Genomic DNA, 17,155 nt, shown 5'->3' on the forward strand with positions numbered 1-17,155 from the left:
GTTCCGCCGCCCGGCCGCGTCAAGCCGCCTTGGTCAGACATCCCGGAGCAGCTCGGCTGCCAGGGCCCGGGTGACGGGACGGCCAAGGCGCAGGGCCTCGGTGTCCAGCAGGTCGACAGCCCGTCGGGCGGCGGCCGAGGACCGCTCCAGGCGAGTGGCGAGGTAGCCGACCACGCTCTCGTCCACCGCGAGCTGGCGGTCGGCGCAGAATTTGACGATCAGGCCGCGGAAGAGCTGGTCGTCAGGCGGCAGCAGCGAGATAACAGGGACGGCGCGGAGCCGCGAGCGCAGGTCGGCAAGCTCGATCTCGAGAGAAGCGGGCGCCTCGCGTCCGGTGAAGAGGACGTAGGCGCCGTCCTCGCGCGCCAGATTCATCAGATGGAACAGGGCGCGCTCGTCGAATTCCCTGGCCTTGGGGTCCTCGACCACCAGCGCGCCGGTGGCGAGCGCGGCCGGGACGGCTTCGGCGGTCAGCCCATTGGCCGTGGTCGAGCGGGCGCCTGAAGCCTCGGCCCAGATCGCGGCGAGATGGCTCTTGCCGCTTCCTTCCGGGCCGGCCAGCCACATGATCCGGTTCGGCCATTCCGGCCAGGCGTCGATGAGGGCAAGACCGGCGGCATTAACGGGGCCTTCGAGGAAATTGTCCCGGCTCAGGCTCTCCGCATGCGGAAGCGAAAACGCCAATTGTCGGGGATGAACGCGGCCTGGCACGCTTGCTTTGCTCCGTGCCGGCGTGCCGGCTTCGTTTGACGAGATGCGACTTCATCGAGCGGGAGTTGGCCTTTTGCGGGGGCCGCTTCCCAACTCACTTGGCCTCGATCGTGCTCATGTGCCGCAACCACTCAACGAGATAGAGCGACACGGAGGAGAGCGTGAAGACCGTAACGAGGCCCATCAAGATTATATCATAAGGACCGGCTTTGAAGCCGAAGGCGAGGGCGGCCAACACCAGCGCTGCGAACGCCACCTGGGCCACAGTGTTTAGCTTGGATACCTTCGAGGGCTTCATCTCCACAGGGCGGTCGAACAGCCACGATATGATCACGGCGGCGACGATCATGATGTCGCGCGAGACCACTAGGATGACGATCCAGCGCGGAATCGCGCCCCAGATGCCCAAGGCCATGTAGATCGAGACCAGCAGCGCCTTGTCGGCGAGCGGGTCGAGCAAGGCGCCGAGCTCGCTCGTCATGTTGAAGCGCTTGGCAAGGAAGCCGTCGACCGCGTCGCTGATCCCGGCGATCAGGAAGACGGCGAACGCCACCTCCATTTGGCTCGACACGATGGCCCAGACGATGATCGGGACCAGCATGATGCGGCCCAAAGTAATGATGTTCGGTATACTCACACGGCGCTTCCCGGCACCCGGCCTGACCTCGAATTCGGCCCTTTGGAGGCTGAACCGGTTGATATCTCTACATAGTATACGGAGGCGCGCCATGCGAGCCATTGCGCGTCCCCGGAATTCGACGTAACCAGCCGCAAACCCACTGGAAATCGGGCATGACCGACCGCAAAAACGGCCTCACTTACGCCGATTCAGGCGTCGATATCGACGCGGGCAACCGCCTGGTCGACCTGATCAAGCCAATGGTGCGCGCAACCGCGCGGGCCGGCGCCGACGCCGAAATCGGCGGATTCGGTGGCCTGTTCGACCTCAAGGCGGCCGGTTTCAAGGATCCCATCCTGGTGGCCGCGACCGATGGCGTTGGCACCAAGGTCAAGATCGCGATCGAGACCGGCCTGCATGGCGGGATCGGCATCGACCTCGTCGCCATGAGTGTCAACGACCTCGTGGTGCAGGGCGCCGAGCCGCTGTTCTTCCTGGACTATTTTGCCTGCGGCAAGCTCGATCCGGAGGCGACCGCATCGATCGTCGCCGGTGTCGCCGAAGGCTGCCGCGAATCCGGCTGCGCCCTGATCGGCGGCGAGACGGCCGAGATGCCCGGCCTCTACAAGGACGGCGACTACGACCTCGGCGGCTTTGCCGTCGGCGCTGCGGAGCGGGGCACGCTCTTGCCGCGCAAGGACATCGCCGCCGGCGATGCCGTGATCGGGCTCGCCTCGTCGGGTGTGCACTCCAACGGTTTCTCGCTGGTGCGCAAGATCGTGGAACAATCCGGCCTCGGCTTCGGGGCGCAGGCGCCGTTTGCGCCTGTCATGACGCTCGGCGGCGCGCTGCTGACGCCGACGCGGCTCTATGTCAAATCCTGCCTGCGCGCGATCCGCGAGACCGGCGCGGTGAAGGGGCTTGCCCACATCACCGGCGGCGGCTTCACCGACAACATTCCGCGCGTGCTGCCGAACCATCTCGGTGTCGGTATCGATCTGGCGCGCCTGCCGGTGCTGCCGGTGTTCAAATGGCTGGCAGCCCAAGCCGGCATCGCCGAGCTCGAAATGCTGCGGACCTTCAATTGCGGGATCGGCATGATCGCGATCGTCGAGCCGGACAAGGTCGACGAGGTCGTGGAGGTCTTCACTGACGCCGGTGAGACCGTCGCCCAGCTCGGTACCGTGATCCCGGCTGAGGGCGAGCACCGCGTCATCTATAACGGCCACCTCGATCTGGCGCTTTGATGAAACGCCGCGTCGCCATCCTGATCTCCGGTCGCGGCTCCAACATGTCCGCGCTGATCAGGGCCGCTGCTGCTGCGGATTTCCCGGCGGAGATTTCGCTCGTCATCTCGAACAAGGCCGACGCGCAGGGGCTGGAAAGGGCCAAAGCGAGCGGCGTGACGACGCTGGTGATCGAAAGCAAGCCGTTCGGCAAGGACCGCGCCGGCTTCGAGAAGGTGCTGCAATCAGCGCTCGATCAGCACGGCATCGAGCTGATCTGTCTCGGCGGTTTCATGCGGCTGTTCACGGCTGAATTCACAAAAGCCTGGTACGGGCGGATGCTCAACATCCATCCCTCGCTGCTGCCGTCGTTCCCCGGTCTCGACCCACACGGCCAAGCCTTGCGCGCCGGCGTCAAGCTGTCCGGCGCAACGGTGCACTTCGTAATCCCCGAGACCGACGCCGGCCCAATCGTGATGCAGGGCGCGGTTCCCGTCAGCGACCACGACACGGCGGATACGCTGTCGGAGCGTATCCTCGAGGTCGAGCACCGCATCTATCCCGCAGCGCTGAGCCTGCTCGCGACCGGCAAGGTCCGGATCGAGGGCGATGTGTGCAAGACCGCGGGCAGCGGGCCGTCGGAGAATTTTCTTGTTGCGCCGTTGGTGCGGTGAAGCGCCGTCGCACGAAATACTTCTCATCCCCAAAACAAAAACCCCCGGCAGAGCCGGGGGCAACGTCATGATCTCTTGCGCAGACCGCGAGAGAAGTCAGGAGACCTTGAGGTTCTCCGCGGATGCCTTGCCGCGGTTCTCCACGAGGTCGTATTCAACCACCTGGTTTTCATTGAGGGTGGAGAGTCCGGCGCGCTCGACGGCGGAGATGTGGACGAAGACGTCCTTGTCACTGCCGTTCGGCTTGATGAACCCATATCCCTTGGTCGGGTTGAACCATTTGACGGTGCCCTTTTGCGGCATCCTCAGTCTCCTCCGCTAGATACAAAAACGACGCGGCCGCTTTTCGCGTGCCACGCCACAAACGGGCTTCCGGTAGTCTGTTCGAGTCTTGAGTCTCAATGTCGCGAAACGCACAGTCGAGCGGCCAATTCCGATTGTGTCCGATATTGCAACATGAAAATCGCCCGTTAGCAAGCCGCGCGCGAATTTCAAGTCCGGGCCGGGTGCGTCATCTGCAATTTACGACCTGTGGCCGGGGAACCACAATCGAGGGCAATCGCCTTGGCGATGAGGTCTGGACCGATTGACCCTCGGGGGCAGTTCAGCACAAATCGTCGCATGCAGTGTGGCGCGTGTTGCATTTTTGCGCGCCGCCATTTTGCTTTGGGATTCATTGTCATGCGCTGCACATTGCAGCTTTCCGGGACGCGGCGGGTGATTGGCGGAGACCGGGTTCGTCGGACGGCGGCCAAGGTCGCGAGTGCCATCGTGCTTGGCTTGGTGACGACGGCTGCTCCCGTTCTCGCTCAGGTCGCCCCGCCGCTGCCACCGCCACCGCCTCCCACGCCGTCGGCCACCTCCACCAATTACGACCAATCGGCCGGCAACAGCGCGCTCAATCTCGGGTCGAACTTCCTGGAGCGGCTCGGCAACCAGGCATCTGGCGGCGTCAACCGGGCGTTCCGAACCAATCCCGGCGGCGGCGGCGCATCGGCCAGCGCGGAAGATCCGCGCTACCGCACCTGGTTCGAGGGCTACGGCATCTCGGTCCGGACCGATGCGCAAGGAGACTTTGTCGGCGACAAGCGGAAGACCTTTGGCGGTGTCGCGGGCTTTGGCGCGCGGCTCGCACCGGGCGTCAATCTCGGCTTCTCCGTCGACCAGAGCCACACCGACATCGACGTTCCGCTCGCGCTCCAGTCCGCGACGCTGGACCTGACTCAACTCGGCTTCAGTGGCTCCGTCGACAAGGGCCCCTGGACCTGGGCTTTCGCGCTGGTGCACGGTTTCGGCAAGGTCCGCTCCAGCCGGGATACCGGCCTCGGCCTTGCGACCGCGGGTTATCGCGCCGCAGTCGACGGCGCGTTGACCGAGATCAGCTATTACTGGACCAAGGACCAGATGCGCATCGTGCCCAAGGGCGCATTGGAATATGTCCGCGCCACCAGCGTCGCGTTCCAGGAGGTTGGCGGCCTCGATCCACTCAATGTCGGCTCGACGGCGCTCTCTCGCGCGCGCGTCATGATCGGAGCCGAGATCGGACGCTACTTCATCTTCGACCAGAAGATCCTGGACCTGTCCGCCTACGGCAAGTTCGTCGACAATTTCCATCAGAACCTGGGATCGGTGCAGGTCAGCCTCGGGACCCAGAGCATCGTCGTGCCCGGCATCGGCGAGAGCCGCTACGGCACGGATGCCGGCGCCTCGGCCTCGCTCAGTCTGACCAACACGGCGCGGCTCTACGTCAACTACGACGGCAAGTTCCGCAGCGAGCTGACGTCGCACCAGGGCACGGTCGGCTTCGAATATCGGTGGTGAGGCGAAGCCTGCCCACGTCCGCCCAGAGCCGGATCTGGAAAACTGCGAAGCGGTTTTCCGAAGAGATCATGTTCAAGCTTTAAGTCGGCATCGCCGCGACATAACCCGTCAATCCAAAGCCCTCGCGCGCGGCCGTCATCATTGGCGCCAGCGCGTTCGGATGGATGAACTCGTCGCGGAAACAGGGATGGATCTTGGGATCGAAGATCTTCTTCAGCCAATCGACCACGATCTTGTGGCGCTCGGAGGCGCGGAACTCCTTGTGATAGGTGAGCCAGAGATCGGCGTGGTGGCTGACGCCGAGATCGACGGCAACGAGCGGGGCGCCGAGCGCGATCGAGACCGTCGGCAGGAACCCGATGCCGGCGCCGCGCTCCACCGCATAGAGCACGCCGACCGAGGAATTGGTCTTGATCCCGACGATGCCCTCGAGCGACTTCAGTCCGAGCACGCGGGCGTAGGCGCCGTCGTCGACCTGCGGGGCGCTCTGCTTGATGATGCGATGGTTCTTCAGCTCGGCCAGGGTCGCGGGCACGCCGTAGAGGTTTTCGTACTCCTTGGAGACGAAGGGATAGATGTGCAGCCGGCCGAGCTTGGCGACGATCAGATCGGGATTGGTCGGCGGCTCGAGCTGGATCGCGATATCGGATTCGAGCCGCGCGACGTCGGCCTGTTCCATCGCGCAGCGCAGGTCGACGGTGATCTTGCGATAGGTCTTCTGGAAGTCGATCAGTCGCGGCAGGATCCAGAAATTGCCGGGGCCTTCCGTCACCGCGACGCGCACGGTGCCTGACATGTCGTTCGACGATCGCGAAGCACGCCGGAACACGTTGAAGGCATGACGCTCCATATGCGCGACGTCGGCGATCATCGCGCTGCCTTCGTCGCTGAGCGTGAGCCCGCTCTGGTCGCGCAGGAACAGCTTGCAGTCGATGCTCTCTTCGAGCCGGTCGATCCTGCGCATCAGGGTCGTGGAGGTGAGCCCGAGCTCCTCGGCGGCGTTGCGGAAACTTTTATATTTTGCGCAAGCTAAAAACAGTTTCAAATCGTCCCAGGACATATCCAGGGCTTCTTCACGGTGCTGCATCATCGCAGCACCCCGGTGCAATAACTGCTGCATACGCCAGATCCCCAGCCGCTAAGCTCTTGGTCATAGCGGGGCACGAAAGCCGCGAACGATAGAGGGGTGACATGGGTATGGAAAGGGGCTCGTTTGCCGCAAGGCATGATTTCGACGCGCTGCCGCTCAGTCCGGATGTCGACGTCCGCCGCGCGCAATTTTCCGAAATCGCCGCGCTTTCGCAGTTGGCCCACCGGCTGGTGCCGGGCGTTCGGATCGGGGCGGCGGAGCTTGCAAAATATTTCGCCTTCGATCCCGAGAGCATCCTGACTTTCAGCCGGAAGGGCAATCTCGTCGGCGGCATGGCCTTCCTGTTTCTCAACGATCGCGGGCATGATGCGCTGCTGCTCGACGAGATCTGCCTCACCGCGCCGGAGACGCGCCATCTCGCGTCCGCGAAGGAAGACGTTTCCGCCATCTACATCTGGGCGATCGCGGCGACGGGGCGCGGCGTCGCCGGTCTCGGCAAGGCCGCGGCTCATCTGAGGCAGCTAAGGTTTCGCCACGCGGATTGCTATGCGCAGCCGTCAACCGTGGCCGGACGCGACATCATGAAGGCGACGGGATTCGAGCCTGTTCCAAGCTTCCAACCCGACCTCTGGTGCTACGAGCGGCCCTGGCATCGGCAGCCGATGCGCATGCCGGGCGCGATCATTCAAGCAAGGAGTTTTGCAGATGCACGGTACTAGGATTCCTCTCGCGAAGCCCGATTCCCGCGCCATCACCATTCGCCTCGCACGCGATCTCAGCGATCTCATGCTGGTCACCTCGATCCGCTCGGCCGTCTATCTCGCCGAGCAGGATTGCCCGTTCGACGAGGAGTTCGACGGCAACGACATGGTCGCCGCGCATTTCATCGGCTATGTCGGCAACGAGCCTGCGGGCTGTCTGCGGGTGCGGTTCTTCGGCGATTTCGCCAAGGTGGAACGGCTTGCGGTGCGGCACCAATATCGGCGCTCGCGGGTCTCGTTCAAGCTGGTGCAGGCGAGCGTCGACTATGTGAAGCGCAAGGGCTTTCGCAAGATCTACGGCCAGGCGCAGGATCGGCTGGTCGATTTCTGGGCCCATTTCGGCGCCAAGCCGCTCGGCCACAATCGCAAGATCACTTTCTCCGACTTCTCCTACACGGAAATGCTGCTGGAGATCGAACCGGGCCCGGATGCCATTACGCTGGACAGCGATCCGTACGTGATCATCCGACCCGAGGGCGATTGGGACCGGCCGGGCGTGCTCGACGCCTCGGCGGGACGGGCCGTGACGTCGCCGCTGCGGGACGTCGCGCTCGCTGGCCGTTGAAACTGGTGCAGCTGCGCGCAAAAACATGCTGGTTTCCATCACCGACGATCCGCCGATCCTGGTCTGCGCGGATCTCCAGGTCGAATATCTGACCCCCGGACGTCGCCACGTCATCCTCGATGGCGACGCCGCGACAGCGCGCTGCGTGGAACTGTTGACGTTCTGGCGCGACAATCTCTGGCCGGTGATGCATCTGAAGCGCATCGCGCAGGCGGCCTGGTTCAATCCGGCATCCAAGCTGACCGATTGGATCGCGGAGGCGAAGCCGCGGCCGGGAGAAATGACGTTCGAGCACCCGCTGCCGTCGGCCTACAGTTCGTCGCGGTTTGTGGACTACATGGTTAATATCCGCAATGTCCGTTGCGTGCTCGCGGGTTTTTCCCTGGACGAAACCGTCCTGGCTACCGCTATCGACGGGTTTCACCGCAGTCATCGCTTCCAGGTGGTGGTTGACGCGGTGGCCTGCCGGCAGCCGGGGACAGGCGATGCTGCCGCCTACAAGCATGCGGTAGTGAATGTGATCGGGAATTTTGCTACAATCCAGTCCAGCGCCGAACTGATCAGAACCAGCGGCGCCGTTGCGGTGTAGGCGGCCGCGATCGACGGATGGAGTGGGACATTGTCACGGGGAGATCAGCTCGAGGAGCTGGCAAGCGACCTGTCGCGTGCCGCCGAGGCGGCGCGCCGTCTCGGTCTGCCCACGACGGTGTATCTGCTCTCGATGGCGCTGGTGGAGGTGCGGGAGGCCGCTGCCGCCGATGGCGATGGAAATGACGACGGCGCGACGTGACAGCTGCCCGATGTGCGGCTTTGTGCAACGCTGCTGAGCGCTTGCTGCCGACGAATTGACGTTGCAAGTTTTGCGCGGTGGCAATAGCCAAGGAGCTGGATCATCGAGTGATGACGCTGGCCGCGCCGGCGACGTGACGCTTTCAAGGATGCCTGCAAATGTCCATGTTGCCCAATTCCCAAGAGGCCCGGGATGTGGCCTATCAGCTCCATCCCTACACCAACGCGCGCGCCCATCAGCAGGCCGGTCCCCTGGTGATCGAACGCGGCGAGGGCCCTTACGTGTTCGACGCCTCGGGCAAGCGCTATTTCGAGGCGATGGCAGGCCTGTGGAGCGTCGGGCTCGGCTTCAACGAGAAGCGGCTGGTCGAAGCCGCGCACAAGCAGATGCAGGCGCTGCCGTTCTATCACACCTTCTCCGCCAAATCGCACGGGCCCTCGATTGATCTCGCCGAGAAGCTGGTGGCGCTGTCGCCGGTGCCGATGAGCAAGGTCTTCTTCACCAACTCCGGCTCGGAGGCCAACGACACCGTTCTGAAGTTGATTGCCTATCGCTCCAATGCGCTCGGCCAGCCACAGCGCAAGAAGGTGATCAGCCGGATGCGCGCCTATCACGGCGTCACGATTGCGTCCGCCAGCCTCACCGGGCTGCCGAACAACCACCGCTCTTTCGACTTGCCGCTCCCGAACATCCTGCACACGGGCTCGCCGCATTTCTACAAGGACGGCGCGCCCGGGGAGAGCGAGGAAGCCTTCGCGACGCGGCGGGCCGAGGAGCTCGATGCGCTGATCCAGAAGGAAGGCCCGGACACGATCGCGGCCTTCTTCGGCGAGCCGGTGATGGGCGCGGGCGGCGTCATCGTGCCGCCGGCGACCTATTGGGACAAGATCCAGAAGGTATTGAACAAGTACGACATCCTGTTGGTCGCCGACGAGGTCATCTGCGGCTTCGGCCGCACCGGCAAGATGTTCGGCTGCGAAACCTACGGCATCAAGCCCGACGCGATCGTGGTCTCCAAGCAGATAACCTCGAGCTATTTCCCGCTGTCAGCCATCATGATGAACGATCGCATGTTCGAGCCGATCGCCGATGAGAGCAACAAGATCGGCGTGCTCGGCCACGGCTTCACCGCGGGCGGCCATCCGGTCGGGTCGGCGATTGCGCTGGAGAATTTGAAAATCATCGAGGAGCGGGGCCTCGTTGCGCATGCCGCCGAGCTCGGTGGCTACATGCAAGGCAAGCTGCGTGAACTCACCAGCCATCCGCTGGTCGGCGAGGTCCGCGGTGTCGGGATGATCGCCGCGATCGAACTGGTGCTGGACAAGGCACGCAAGACCGCAGCGGCAACGCCGGGCGCCGTCGGCGGCATGGCCAGCCGCATGCTGCAGGAGCGCGGCGTGATCTCGCGCAACATGCTCGACGCCATCGCCATCTGCCCGCCGCTGATCGTCACCAAGGCCCAGATCGACGAGCTGGTTGCGGCGATTTCAGGTGTGCTGGACGACATGAAGCCGGAAGTGGCGAAGCTGACGCCGGCGTAAGGGAAGCGTTTCAACGCGAGCGGAGCGTCTCACCACACTCTCGGTGTCGTCCTGGCGAAAGCCAGGACCCATACCGCGCGATCTAGCGAGACGGGTGATAGTAGTCCCGAACGACGAGTCTTCGCCAAACTCTTGTCTGGAGTAATGGGCACGACGTTGCGGAGGGATGGCGGCCTATTCCGCCCGCTGAACCCCGATCACGCGGCCTTTCTCCACCGCCAGCGCCAGCTCACCGCGCTTCAGTTTCAGTGCGGCCTCGCCGAACAGCTCGCGGCGCCAGCCGCGTAGCGCCGGCACGTCGGCCTCGTCGTCGGCCGCGATCTCCTCGAGATCGTCGACGGTTGCAATCACCTTGCTGGCGACCGCATGGCGCTCCGCGGTCATGCGCAGCAGCACCTTCAACAGCTCGACGATCGCGGCGCCATTGTTGTTGTTGCGCGGCTTTTCCAGCTTCGGCAGCGTGGCGTGATCCCGCGCCAGCCCGCGCTCGACCGCGGCGACGATATCGGCGCCCCATTTGGATTTCTCAAAACCCTTCGGCACCGAGCGCAGGTTTGCGAGCTTCTCGATCGTATTCGGCGCGTGGGTGGCGATGTCGCTGACGGCCTCGTCGCGCAGCACGCGGCCGCGCGGCACGTCGCGGCTCTGCGCCTCCTGCTCGCGCCAGGCGGCGACCTCCATCAGGACTGCGAGGTCCTTGGGCTTGCGCACCCGCGTCTTGAGCCGTTCCCAGGCGCGCTCGGGGTGGAAGTCGTAGGTCTTGGGCGAGGTCAGGACCTCCATCTCGATCGAGACCCATTCGCTGCGCCGGCGCTTCTTGAGGTCGGCATCGAGCGCTGCGAACACGTCGCGCAGATGCGTGACGTCGGACACGGCGTAGTGCATCTGCTCCTTGGTCAGCGGCCGGCGCGACCAGTCGGTGAAGCGATGAGTCTTGTCCGGGCGGTGCCCGGTGACCTTCTCGACCAGCGCGTCGTAGGCGATGCTGTCGCCGTAGCCGAGCACCATGGCCGCGACCTGGGTGTCGAACACGGGGTGCGGGATGATGCCCGCCTGATGCCAGATGATCTCGATGTCCTGGCGGGCGGCGTGGAACACCTTCAGCACGGCCTCATTGGCCATCAGCTCGAAGAACGGCTTGAGGTCGATGCCGGCGGCCAGGGTGTCGATGACGATCGCTTCCTCGGCGCTCGCCATCTGCACCACGCACAGCAGCGGGTAATAGGTGGTCTCGCGCAGGAACTCGGTATCGACGGTAATGACGGGGTGCTTGGCCAGCCGGCTGCAGGCAGCCGCAAGGTCAGCGGTGGTGGTAATCAAATCCATGAACGGCCCATGACAAGTCCATCAGCCGTTCTGCCGAAAGCGCTGTGATGTCAAGGGGCTCGAAGCGAATTCGAGCCTTGCATTTGGGCCGGAATCGCATTTTCCGACGAAAATCCTATTCGTAGCGGACCCGCCGGGAGGGTTTGCGCGCGCAGGGCAGCGCCACCACAACCACGCACATCGCGACCAGCGCCAGCCCCAGGAACTCGAAAACCAACAGATCCACGGCAATATCCCCCAGCAACATTGCTAAACTTGTCCGGGGGGAATTGAGGGTCTGTTAATTCTCGTGGTTACCGGCGGCGGGCTGGGCCGGATGGTGGACGCGGGGTTAACGGGGGCACCATGCGATGCAGCGCCGCGGCATCCGGCGTCACGTCATGAGCTTCGGCAGGACGGCCGCCAAGGCGTCCACGGCGGCGCGAACTTTCGGCGGCATCCGGGGCGAGCGGGGCCAGAGCGCGTGGCAGTCGTAGAGAAATCCCGGCTGACCGCTCAACAGATTGATGAGCGTACCGGCGCGTAGGCGTTCGCGGACCAGCCAGTATGGCAGCCAGGCCAGTCCCATCCCCTGTGTAGCGGCGTCCGCAATCGCGTTGAGATCGTCGAGCCTGAGCCTTCCCGCCGGCATGATTTCGCTCGGAGGCTGGCCTTCGCGGGGAAACAGCCACGGCCGGACGCGTCCGGAGCGGCGATAGATGATCGCTTGGTGTGCGGCGAGATCGTCGAGCGATTTCGGCTTGCCGTTGGCGCGCAGATAGGAGCGCGAACCGCACACCACCATGCGCTGGCTTGCGATGCGCCGCGTCATCAGGCCGGATTGATCGTTTAGATCGCCGGTCCGGATCGCAAGATCATAGCGGGCCTCGATGATGTCAGCGATCGGGTCGCCGAACGAGAGATCGAGCTCCAGATGGGGATATCGTCGCGCGAGCTTCATCAGCAAGGGGGCGATGCAGTGCCGGCCCAGCAGGGCGGGCATGGTCACGCGAAGCCGGCCACGCGGCTCGGACAATTCGTCGGAAGCGACGGCATCGGCGGCCTCGGCTTCGGCGAGCACAGTGCGGCAGCGCTCGTAATAGGCTTGGCCTGTCTCGGTCAGGCTCTGGCGCCGTGTGGTGCGGTTGAGGAGGCGGACGTCCAAGCGTTGTTCGAGGAAGCGAACGTGCTTGCCGACCATTGGCCCCGACATTTCGAGCGCATCGGCGGCAGCGGCGAACGAACCCACGTCAACCGCCTTGACGAAGACGGCCATGCTGGTCAGGCGGTCCATGATTGCAAACTCCTGGTTTCGACTGTTTTGCCGTTTGATCGCTTTATGCGCTGCCGCGCGGTTGGCATAGCTCCATTCAATTCAATTGTTTTGGAGTGTGTTCATGGCGCGCGTCGTTCGCTTCCACAGACATGGTGGCCCCGAGGTGCTGCGCATCGAGACCGTTGACGTCGCGCCGCCAGGAAGGTGCGAGGTGCAGATCAGGGTCAAGGCCCTCGGGCTCAATCGCGCGGAAGCGCTCTTGCGAGCGGGGACCTATATCGAGACCGCGACCTTTCCGTCCGGCCTTGGTCTCGAGGCCGCCGGCATCGTCGAGGCGATCGGCGAAGGCGTGAGCGGCTTCTCGCCGGGGGAGGTCGTCAGCATCGTGCCGCCCGTGTCAATGGTGCGATGGCCGGCCTATGGCGAGCTCGTCACGTTTCCGGCGGAGTTCGTTGTGAAGCACCCGCCCGAGCTCGGCTTCGACGCGGCGGCCGCGGTATGGATGCAATATCTGACGGCGTTCGGTGCTCTGGTCGATATTGCTGGGCTAAAGCGAGGGGAGGCAGTCGTTATTACGGCGGCGTCGAGCAGTGTCGGGCTTGCAGCGATTCAGATCGCGAACCGGATTGGTGCGATGCCGATTGCAGTGACGCGAACCTCGATCAAGCGGCAAGCCTTGCGCGATGCTGGCGCTGCCGACGTCATCGCCTCGGTGGAAGAGGACATCGGGTCCCGCCTGGAGGACATTGTCGGCTCAAACGGCGTCCGCGTGGTGTTCGACGCGGTCGGCGGTCCCATATTTGAGCCGCTCACCGCCGCGATGTCGCCGGGTGGCGTTCTCATCGAATATGGCGGCCTGAGCCCCGAGCCGACGCCATTTCCGCTGGTCAACGTCCTGACCAAGAGCCTGACGCTGCGCGGCTATCTCGTGCACGAGATCATCCGCGACCCCACGCGGCTTGCGAAGGCGAAGGCGTTCATCCTCGATGGGCTTTCGGGTGGTGCCTTGCGTCCGATCATCGCCAAAACGTTTCGCTTTGACGAGATCGTCGAGGCGCACCGTTTTCTGGAGTCAAACATGCAGGTCGGCAAAATCGTGGTGTCGATCTGAGCGAACGATCGTCCTGGACAAACGATTTCCGCACCCGCATCACGGATTACGCCTTCGGCTCCTCCACCCTGCGCACCGAGCCTGCCTCACGTCCCGCAGAACGTCTGCAGCACCCGCTGGTCCGGCAGCGGGGGATCGGCGTAGGCGGCGTAGTCCGGCTGGTCATCGAACGGCTTTGACAGCACCTTCACCAATTCCTCGAAAGGCGCGTAGTTGTCATCGTTGACCGCGGCCTGGATCACGGCCTCGATGCGGTGGTTGCGCGGGATGAAGATCGGGTTGACGGCGTGCATGGCTGCTTGCCGTTCGGCTGCGCTCTGCGGCTCCAGCGCCGTGCGCTCGTGCCAGCGCCTGGCCCACTCGTCGAACGCCGCGGGGTCCATGAATTGCGCGCGTGCATCGTCGGCAGCAGGATCGCCAGCGGCGTCACCGAGTTTGCGGAAGGTGAGGGTGAAGTCGGCCTGGTTCTTGGCCATGGCGTCGAGCAGGTCCTGGATCAGCGCATCGTCGCCGTCGCGCTCCGTGAACAGGCCGATCTTTTTGCGCAGGCCCGCCTGATAGGCGTCGCTGAACGTCTCGGAGAAGGCGCCGAGAATGTCCTGGGCATCGGCGACCGCCTTCTCCTGCTCCTCGCCGAACAACGGCAACAGGCATTCGGCCAGCCGGGTCAGATTCCACAGCGCAATGCGCGGCTGGTTGGCATAGGCGTAGCGGCCCATCTCGTCGATCGAGGAAAACACCTGCGCCGGATTGTAGGCATCCATGAAAGCGCAGGGGCCATAATCGATGGTCTCGCCCGAGATCGAGCTGTTGTCGGTGTTCATCACGCCATGGATGAAACCGACCAGCAGCCAGCGTGCGACGAGATCGGCCTGGCGCGCGACGACGCCACCGAGCAGCGCGTGATAGGGCCGCTCGGCGCCGAGCAGCTCCGGATAGTGCCTCGCGATGACATGGTCGGCGAGCCGGCGAATGGCATCGGTGTCGCGGCGAACGGCGAAGAACTGGAAGGTCCCGACGCGGATGTGGCTCGAGGCGACGCGGGTCAGCACCGCGCCTGGCAGCGCGGTCTCGCGGATGACGTGCTCGCCGGTGACGACGGCAGCGAGTGAGCGCGTGGTCGGAATGCCGAGCGCGAACATCGCTTCGCTGACGATGTATTCGCGCAGCACCGGCCCGAGCGCGGCACGGCCGTCGCCGCGGCGGGAGAACGGAGTGGGACCCGAGCCCTTGAGCTGGATGTCGCGGCGGATGCCGTCCTTGTCGATGACCTCGCCGAGCAGCACCGCCCTTCCGTCGCCCAGCTGCGGTACGAATTGCCCGAACTGGTGGCCGGCATAGGCCATGGCGATCGGATCAGCACCGGCGGGAACCGTCTTGCCCGCCAGGATTTCGGCGCCCTCAGGGGTCTCCAGCACATCTGGATCGAGCCCGAGCTGGACTGCCAGCGGCCTGTTCAGCTTGATGAGCCGGGGCGCCGCCACCGGCGTCGGTGCGACACGGGCGAAAAAGCTGTCCGGCAGCGCCGAATAGGAGTTCTGGAACGGGAAATGGACTGTCATGGCCTCAAGATAGGCGTGGAACGCCGGATGGCAAAGGCTTGAGCCCGGATTGGGCAAAAAGGGGCACTTCCAGCCGAAAACAGGGCGTTCCCTTGGTTGCCGCTTGGGGCCTCGTCGGGTAAACCCTGCCGCAACTTCGGACCGGTCGTTTCAGGCCGTCCGATTCGATCCTCAGACATCATTTTGGGACGACCATGCATCGCTACCGGTCACATACATGCGGCGCGCTCCGCGAGAGCAACATCGGCGAGACGGTCCGCCTTTCAGGCTGGGTCCATCGCGTTCGCGACCATGGCGGCGTGCTGTTCATCGACCTGCGCGACCATTACGGCCTGACCCAGTGCGTGGTCGATCCGGACTCGCCGGCGTTCTCGCAGGCCGAGAAGCTGCGCTCGGAATTCGTGGTCAAGATGGACGGCAAGGTCCGTCGCCGCCCCGAAGGCACCGACAATGACGATTTGCCGACCGGCAAGATCGAGATCTATGTCACCGAGATCGAGGTACTGGGCCCGGCCGGCGACCTGCCGCTGCCGGTGTTCGGCGACCAGGAATATCCCGAGGACATTAGGCTCAAGTACCGCTTCCTCGACCTGCGTCGTGAGAAGCTGCACCAGAACATCATGACGCGCGTCGACATCATCAAGTCGATGCGTCGGCGCATGGAGGGGCAGGGCTTCTTCGAGTTCAACACCCCGATCCTGACCGCATCCTCGCCGGAAGGCGCGCGCGACTTCCTGGTGCCCTCGCGCATCCATCCCGGCAAGTTCTACGCGCTGCCGCAGGCGCCGCAGCAGTACAAGCAGCTGTTGATGATGTCGGGCTTCGATCGCTACTTCCAGATCGCGCCCTGCTTCCGCGACGAGGACCCGCGCGCGGATCGTCTGCCGGGCGAGTTCTACCAGCTCGACGTCGAGATGAGCTTTGTCACGCAGGAAGACGTCTTCGCCGCGATGGAGCCTGTCATCACGGGCGTATTCGAGGAGTTCGCCAAGGGCAAGCCGGTGACCAAGGGCTGGCGCCGGATTCCGTTTGCCGAGGCGCTGCGCAAATACGGCTCGGACAAGCCGGACCTGCGCAATCCGATCGAGATGCAGGACGTCTCCGAACACTTCCGTGGCTCCGGCTTCAAGGTGTTCGCGCGGATGTTGGAGGACCCCAAGAACCAGGTCTGGGCGATCCCGGCGCCGGGTGGCGGTTCTCGCGCCTTCTGCGATCGCATGAATTCATGGGCGCAGGGCGAGGGCCAGCCCGGCCTCGGCTACATCATGTGGCGCGAGGGCGGCGAAGGTGCCGGTCCGCTTGCCAACAACATCGGCGCTGAGCGCACCGCCGCGATCCGCGCCCAGATCGGCGTGAAGGAAGGCGATGCCGCGTTCTTCGTCGCCGGCGATCCCGACAAGTTCTGGAAGTTTTCAGGGTTGGCCCGCAACAAGGTCGGCGAGGACCTGAACCTCACCGACAAGGAGCGGTTCGAGCTGGCCTGGATCGTCGACTTCCCGATGTACGAGTACAATGAGGAAGACAAGAAGGTCGACTTCTCGCACAATCCCTTCTCAATGCCGCAGGGCGGTCTCGATGCCTTGAAGGGCCAGGATCCGCTGACCATCAAGGCATTCCAGTACGACATTACCTGCAACGGCTACGAGATCGCCTCGGGCGGTATCCGCAACCACGTGCCGGAAGCGATGGTGAAGGCCTTCGAGATCGCCGGCTATGGCGAACAGGAAGTCGTCGATCGCTTCGGCGGCATGTACCGTGCCTTCCAGTACGGCGCCCCGCCGCATGGCGGCATGGCCGCCGGCGTCGACCGCATCGTCATGCTCTTGTGCGGCACCAACAATCTGCGCGAGATCTCGCTGTTCCCGATGAACCAGCAGGCCATGGACCTCCTGATGGGCGCGCCGTCGGAGCCCAGCCCCAAGCAGCTCCGCGAGCTGCATGTGAAGGTGAATCTGCCGCAGAAGTGAGGCTGTCTCCACGGCGTCATTGCGAGTAGCGAAGCAATCCAGAATCTTTCCGCGGAGGGACTCTGGATTGCTTCGCTTCGCTCGCAATGACGGGGAGGGATTTTCGCCGGTCCAATTGCCGTCCCCGCGCGCAGCG

General features: G+C 64.2%; 17 protein-coding genes. 10 read left to right on the forward strand and 7 right to left on the reverse strand.

Going from position 1 to position 17,155, the window contains the following annotated elements:
• Nucleotides 1-33: 33 nt before the first annotated feature.
• Together IVB48_RS38925 and IVB48_RS38930 are read right to left on the reverse strand one after the other, a co-directional pair.
• Nucleotides 34-711 (reverse strand): DnaA/Hda family protein, encoded by a 678-nt coding sequence (locus IVB48_RS38925; protein WP_247286374.1) that lies wholly within the window; start codon nt 709-711, stop codon nt 34-36.
• 94 nt (nt 712-805) lie between these two features.
• The gene (locus IVB48_RS38930) at nt 806-1,348 is read right to left on the reverse strand and encodes a CDP-alcohol phosphatidyltransferase family protein (RefSeq protein ID WP_027569696.1); all 543 of its coding nucleotides are present in this window, start codon (nt 1,346-1,348) and stop codon (nt 806-808) included.
• Nucleotides 1,349-1,503: 155 nt separating this feature from the next.
• Here IVB48_RS38930 and purM point away from each other — a divergent pair, with 155 nt between their 5' ends.
• Together purM and purN are read left to right on the forward strand one after the other, a co-directional pair.
• Nucleotides 1,504-2,577 (forward strand): phosphoribosylformylglycinamidine cyclo-ligase, encoded by a 1,074-nt coding sequence (gene purM, locus IVB48_RS38935; protein ID WP_027569697.1) that lies wholly within the window; start codon nt 1,504-1,506, stop codon nt 2,575-2,577.
• Nucleotides 2,577-3,230 carry a phosphoribosylglycinamide formyltransferase gene (gene purN, locus IVB48_RS38940; RefSeq protein WP_247286372.1) on the forward strand — a complete coding sequence of 218 codons (654 nt, stop codon included), beginning with the start codon at nt 2,577-2,579 and terminating at the stop codon, nt 3,228-3,230. Before purM ends, purN begins: the two co-directional genes overlap by 1 nt.
• Before the next feature lie 96 nt (nt 3,231-3,326).
• Here the strand turns inward: purN and IVB48_RS38945 are convergent, their stop codons facing one another.
• Complete coding sequence (locus tag IVB48_RS38945) at nt 3,327-3,533, reverse strand: cold-shock protein (protein WP_007591938.1); 207 nt, start codon at nt 3,531-3,533, stop codon at nt 3,327-3,329.
• 378 nt (nt 3,534-3,911) lie between these two features.
• On the opposite strand from IVB48_RS38945, the gene IVB48_RS38950 reads away from it, so the two are divergent.
• On the forward strand, nt 3,912-5,051 hold the full coding sequence (locus tag IVB48_RS38950) for an autotransporter outer membrane beta-barrel domain-containing protein (RefSeq protein ID WP_247408457.1): 1,140 nt from the start codon (nt 3,912-3,914) through the stop codon (nt 5,049-5,051).
• Between the two features lie 79 nt (nt 5,052-5,130).
• Here IVB48_RS38950 and IVB48_RS38955 read toward each other — a convergent pair whose 3' ends face one another.
• The gene (locus IVB48_RS38955; protein WP_027517562.1) at nt 5,131-6,171 is read right to left on the reverse strand and encodes a LysR family transcriptional regulator; all 1,041 of its coding nucleotides are present in this window, start codon (nt 6,169-6,171) and stop codon (nt 5,131-5,133) included.
• Between the two features lie 71 nt (nt 6,172-6,242).
• Here IVB48_RS38955 and IVB48_RS38960 point away from each other — a divergent pair, with 71 nt between their 5' ends.
• From IVB48_RS38960 to IVB48_RS38980, 5 genes are all read left to right on the forward strand, one after another.
• Entirely contained in the window at nt 6,243-6,860 is a 618-nt protein-coding gene (locus IVB48_RS38960; protein ID WP_027569700.1) for a hypothetical protein, read from the forward strand.
• The gene (locus IVB48_RS38965; RefSeq protein WP_007591919.1) at nt 6,847-7,467 is read left to right on the forward strand and encodes a GNAT family N-acetyltransferase; all 621 of its coding nucleotides are present in this window, start codon (nt 6,847-6,849) and stop codon (nt 7,465-7,467) included. Before IVB48_RS38960 ends, IVB48_RS38965 begins: the two co-directional genes overlap by 14 nt.
• Nucleotides 7,468-7,492: 25 nt before the next feature.
• On the forward strand, nt 7,493-8,056 hold the full coding sequence (locus tag IVB48_RS38970) for an isochorismatase family protein (RefSeq protein WP_247408459.1): 564 nt from the start codon (nt 7,493-7,495) through the stop codon (nt 8,054-8,056).
• Nucleotides 8,057-8,086: 30 nt separating this feature from the next.
• On the forward strand, nt 8,087-8,257 hold the full coding sequence (locus IVB48_RS38975; RefSeq protein ID WP_197031195.1) for a hypothetical protein: 171 nt from the start codon (nt 8,087-8,089) through the stop codon (nt 8,255-8,257).
• A 158-nt stretch (nt 8,258-8,415) separates the two neighbouring features.
• Nucleotides 8,416-9,798 carry an aspartate aminotransferase family protein gene (locus IVB48_RS38980; protein ID WP_027569703.1) on the forward strand — a complete coding sequence of 461 codons (1,383 nt, stop codon included), beginning with the start codon at nt 8,416-8,418 and terminating at the stop codon, nt 9,796-9,798.
• A 174-nt stretch (nt 9,799-9,972) separates the two neighbouring features.
• On the opposite strand, the gene rnd is transcribed toward IVB48_RS38980, so the two are convergent.
• The gene (gene rnd / locus IVB48_RS38985) at nt 9,973-11,124 is read right to left on the reverse strand and encodes a ribonuclease D (RefSeq protein WP_007591909.1); all 1,152 of its coding nucleotides are present in this window, start codon (nt 11,122-11,124) and stop codon (nt 9,973-9,975) included.
• 373 nt (nt 11,125-11,497) lie between these two features.
• A complete protein-coding gene (locus IVB48_RS38990) occupies nt 11,498-12,397 on the reverse strand; it encodes a LysR family transcriptional regulator (RefSeq protein ID WP_247408462.1) in 900 nt (299 codons plus the stop codon).
• Between the two features lie 103 nt (nt 12,398-12,500).
• On the opposite strand from IVB48_RS38990, the gene IVB48_RS38995 reads away from it, so the two are divergent.
• Nucleotides 12,501-13,490 carry a zinc-dependent alcohol dehydrogenase family protein gene (locus tag IVB48_RS38995; RefSeq protein WP_247408464.1) on the forward strand — a complete coding sequence of 330 codons (990 nt, stop codon included), beginning with the start codon at nt 12,501-12,503 and terminating at the stop codon, nt 13,488-13,490.
• Nucleotides 13,491-13,576: 86 nt separating this feature from the next.
• Here the strand turns inward: IVB48_RS38995 and IVB48_RS39000 are convergent, their stop codons facing one another.
• On the reverse strand, nt 13,577-15,052 hold the full coding sequence (locus IVB48_RS39000; RefSeq protein ID WP_247408466.1) for a protein adenylyltransferase SelO: 1,476 nt from the start codon (nt 15,050-15,052) through the stop codon (nt 13,577-13,579).
• A gap of 194 nt (nt 15,053-15,246) precedes the next feature.
• Here IVB48_RS39000 and aspS point away from each other — a divergent pair, with 194 nt between their 5' ends.
• Nucleotides 15,247-17,019 (forward strand): aspartate--tRNA ligase, encoded by a 1,773-nt coding sequence (gene aspS / locus IVB48_RS39005; protein WP_247408467.1) that lies wholly within the window; start codon nt 15,247-15,249, stop codon nt 17,017-17,019.
• The last annotated feature ends 136 nt before the right edge of the window (nt 17,020-17,155 follow it).

The sequence above is a fragment of the Bradyrhizobium sp. 76 genome (assembly GCF_023073025.1).
In the GTDB taxonomy this organism is placed as follows: domain Bacteria; phylum Pseudomonadota; class Alphaproteobacteria; order Rhizobiales; family Xanthobacteraceae; genus Bradyrhizobium.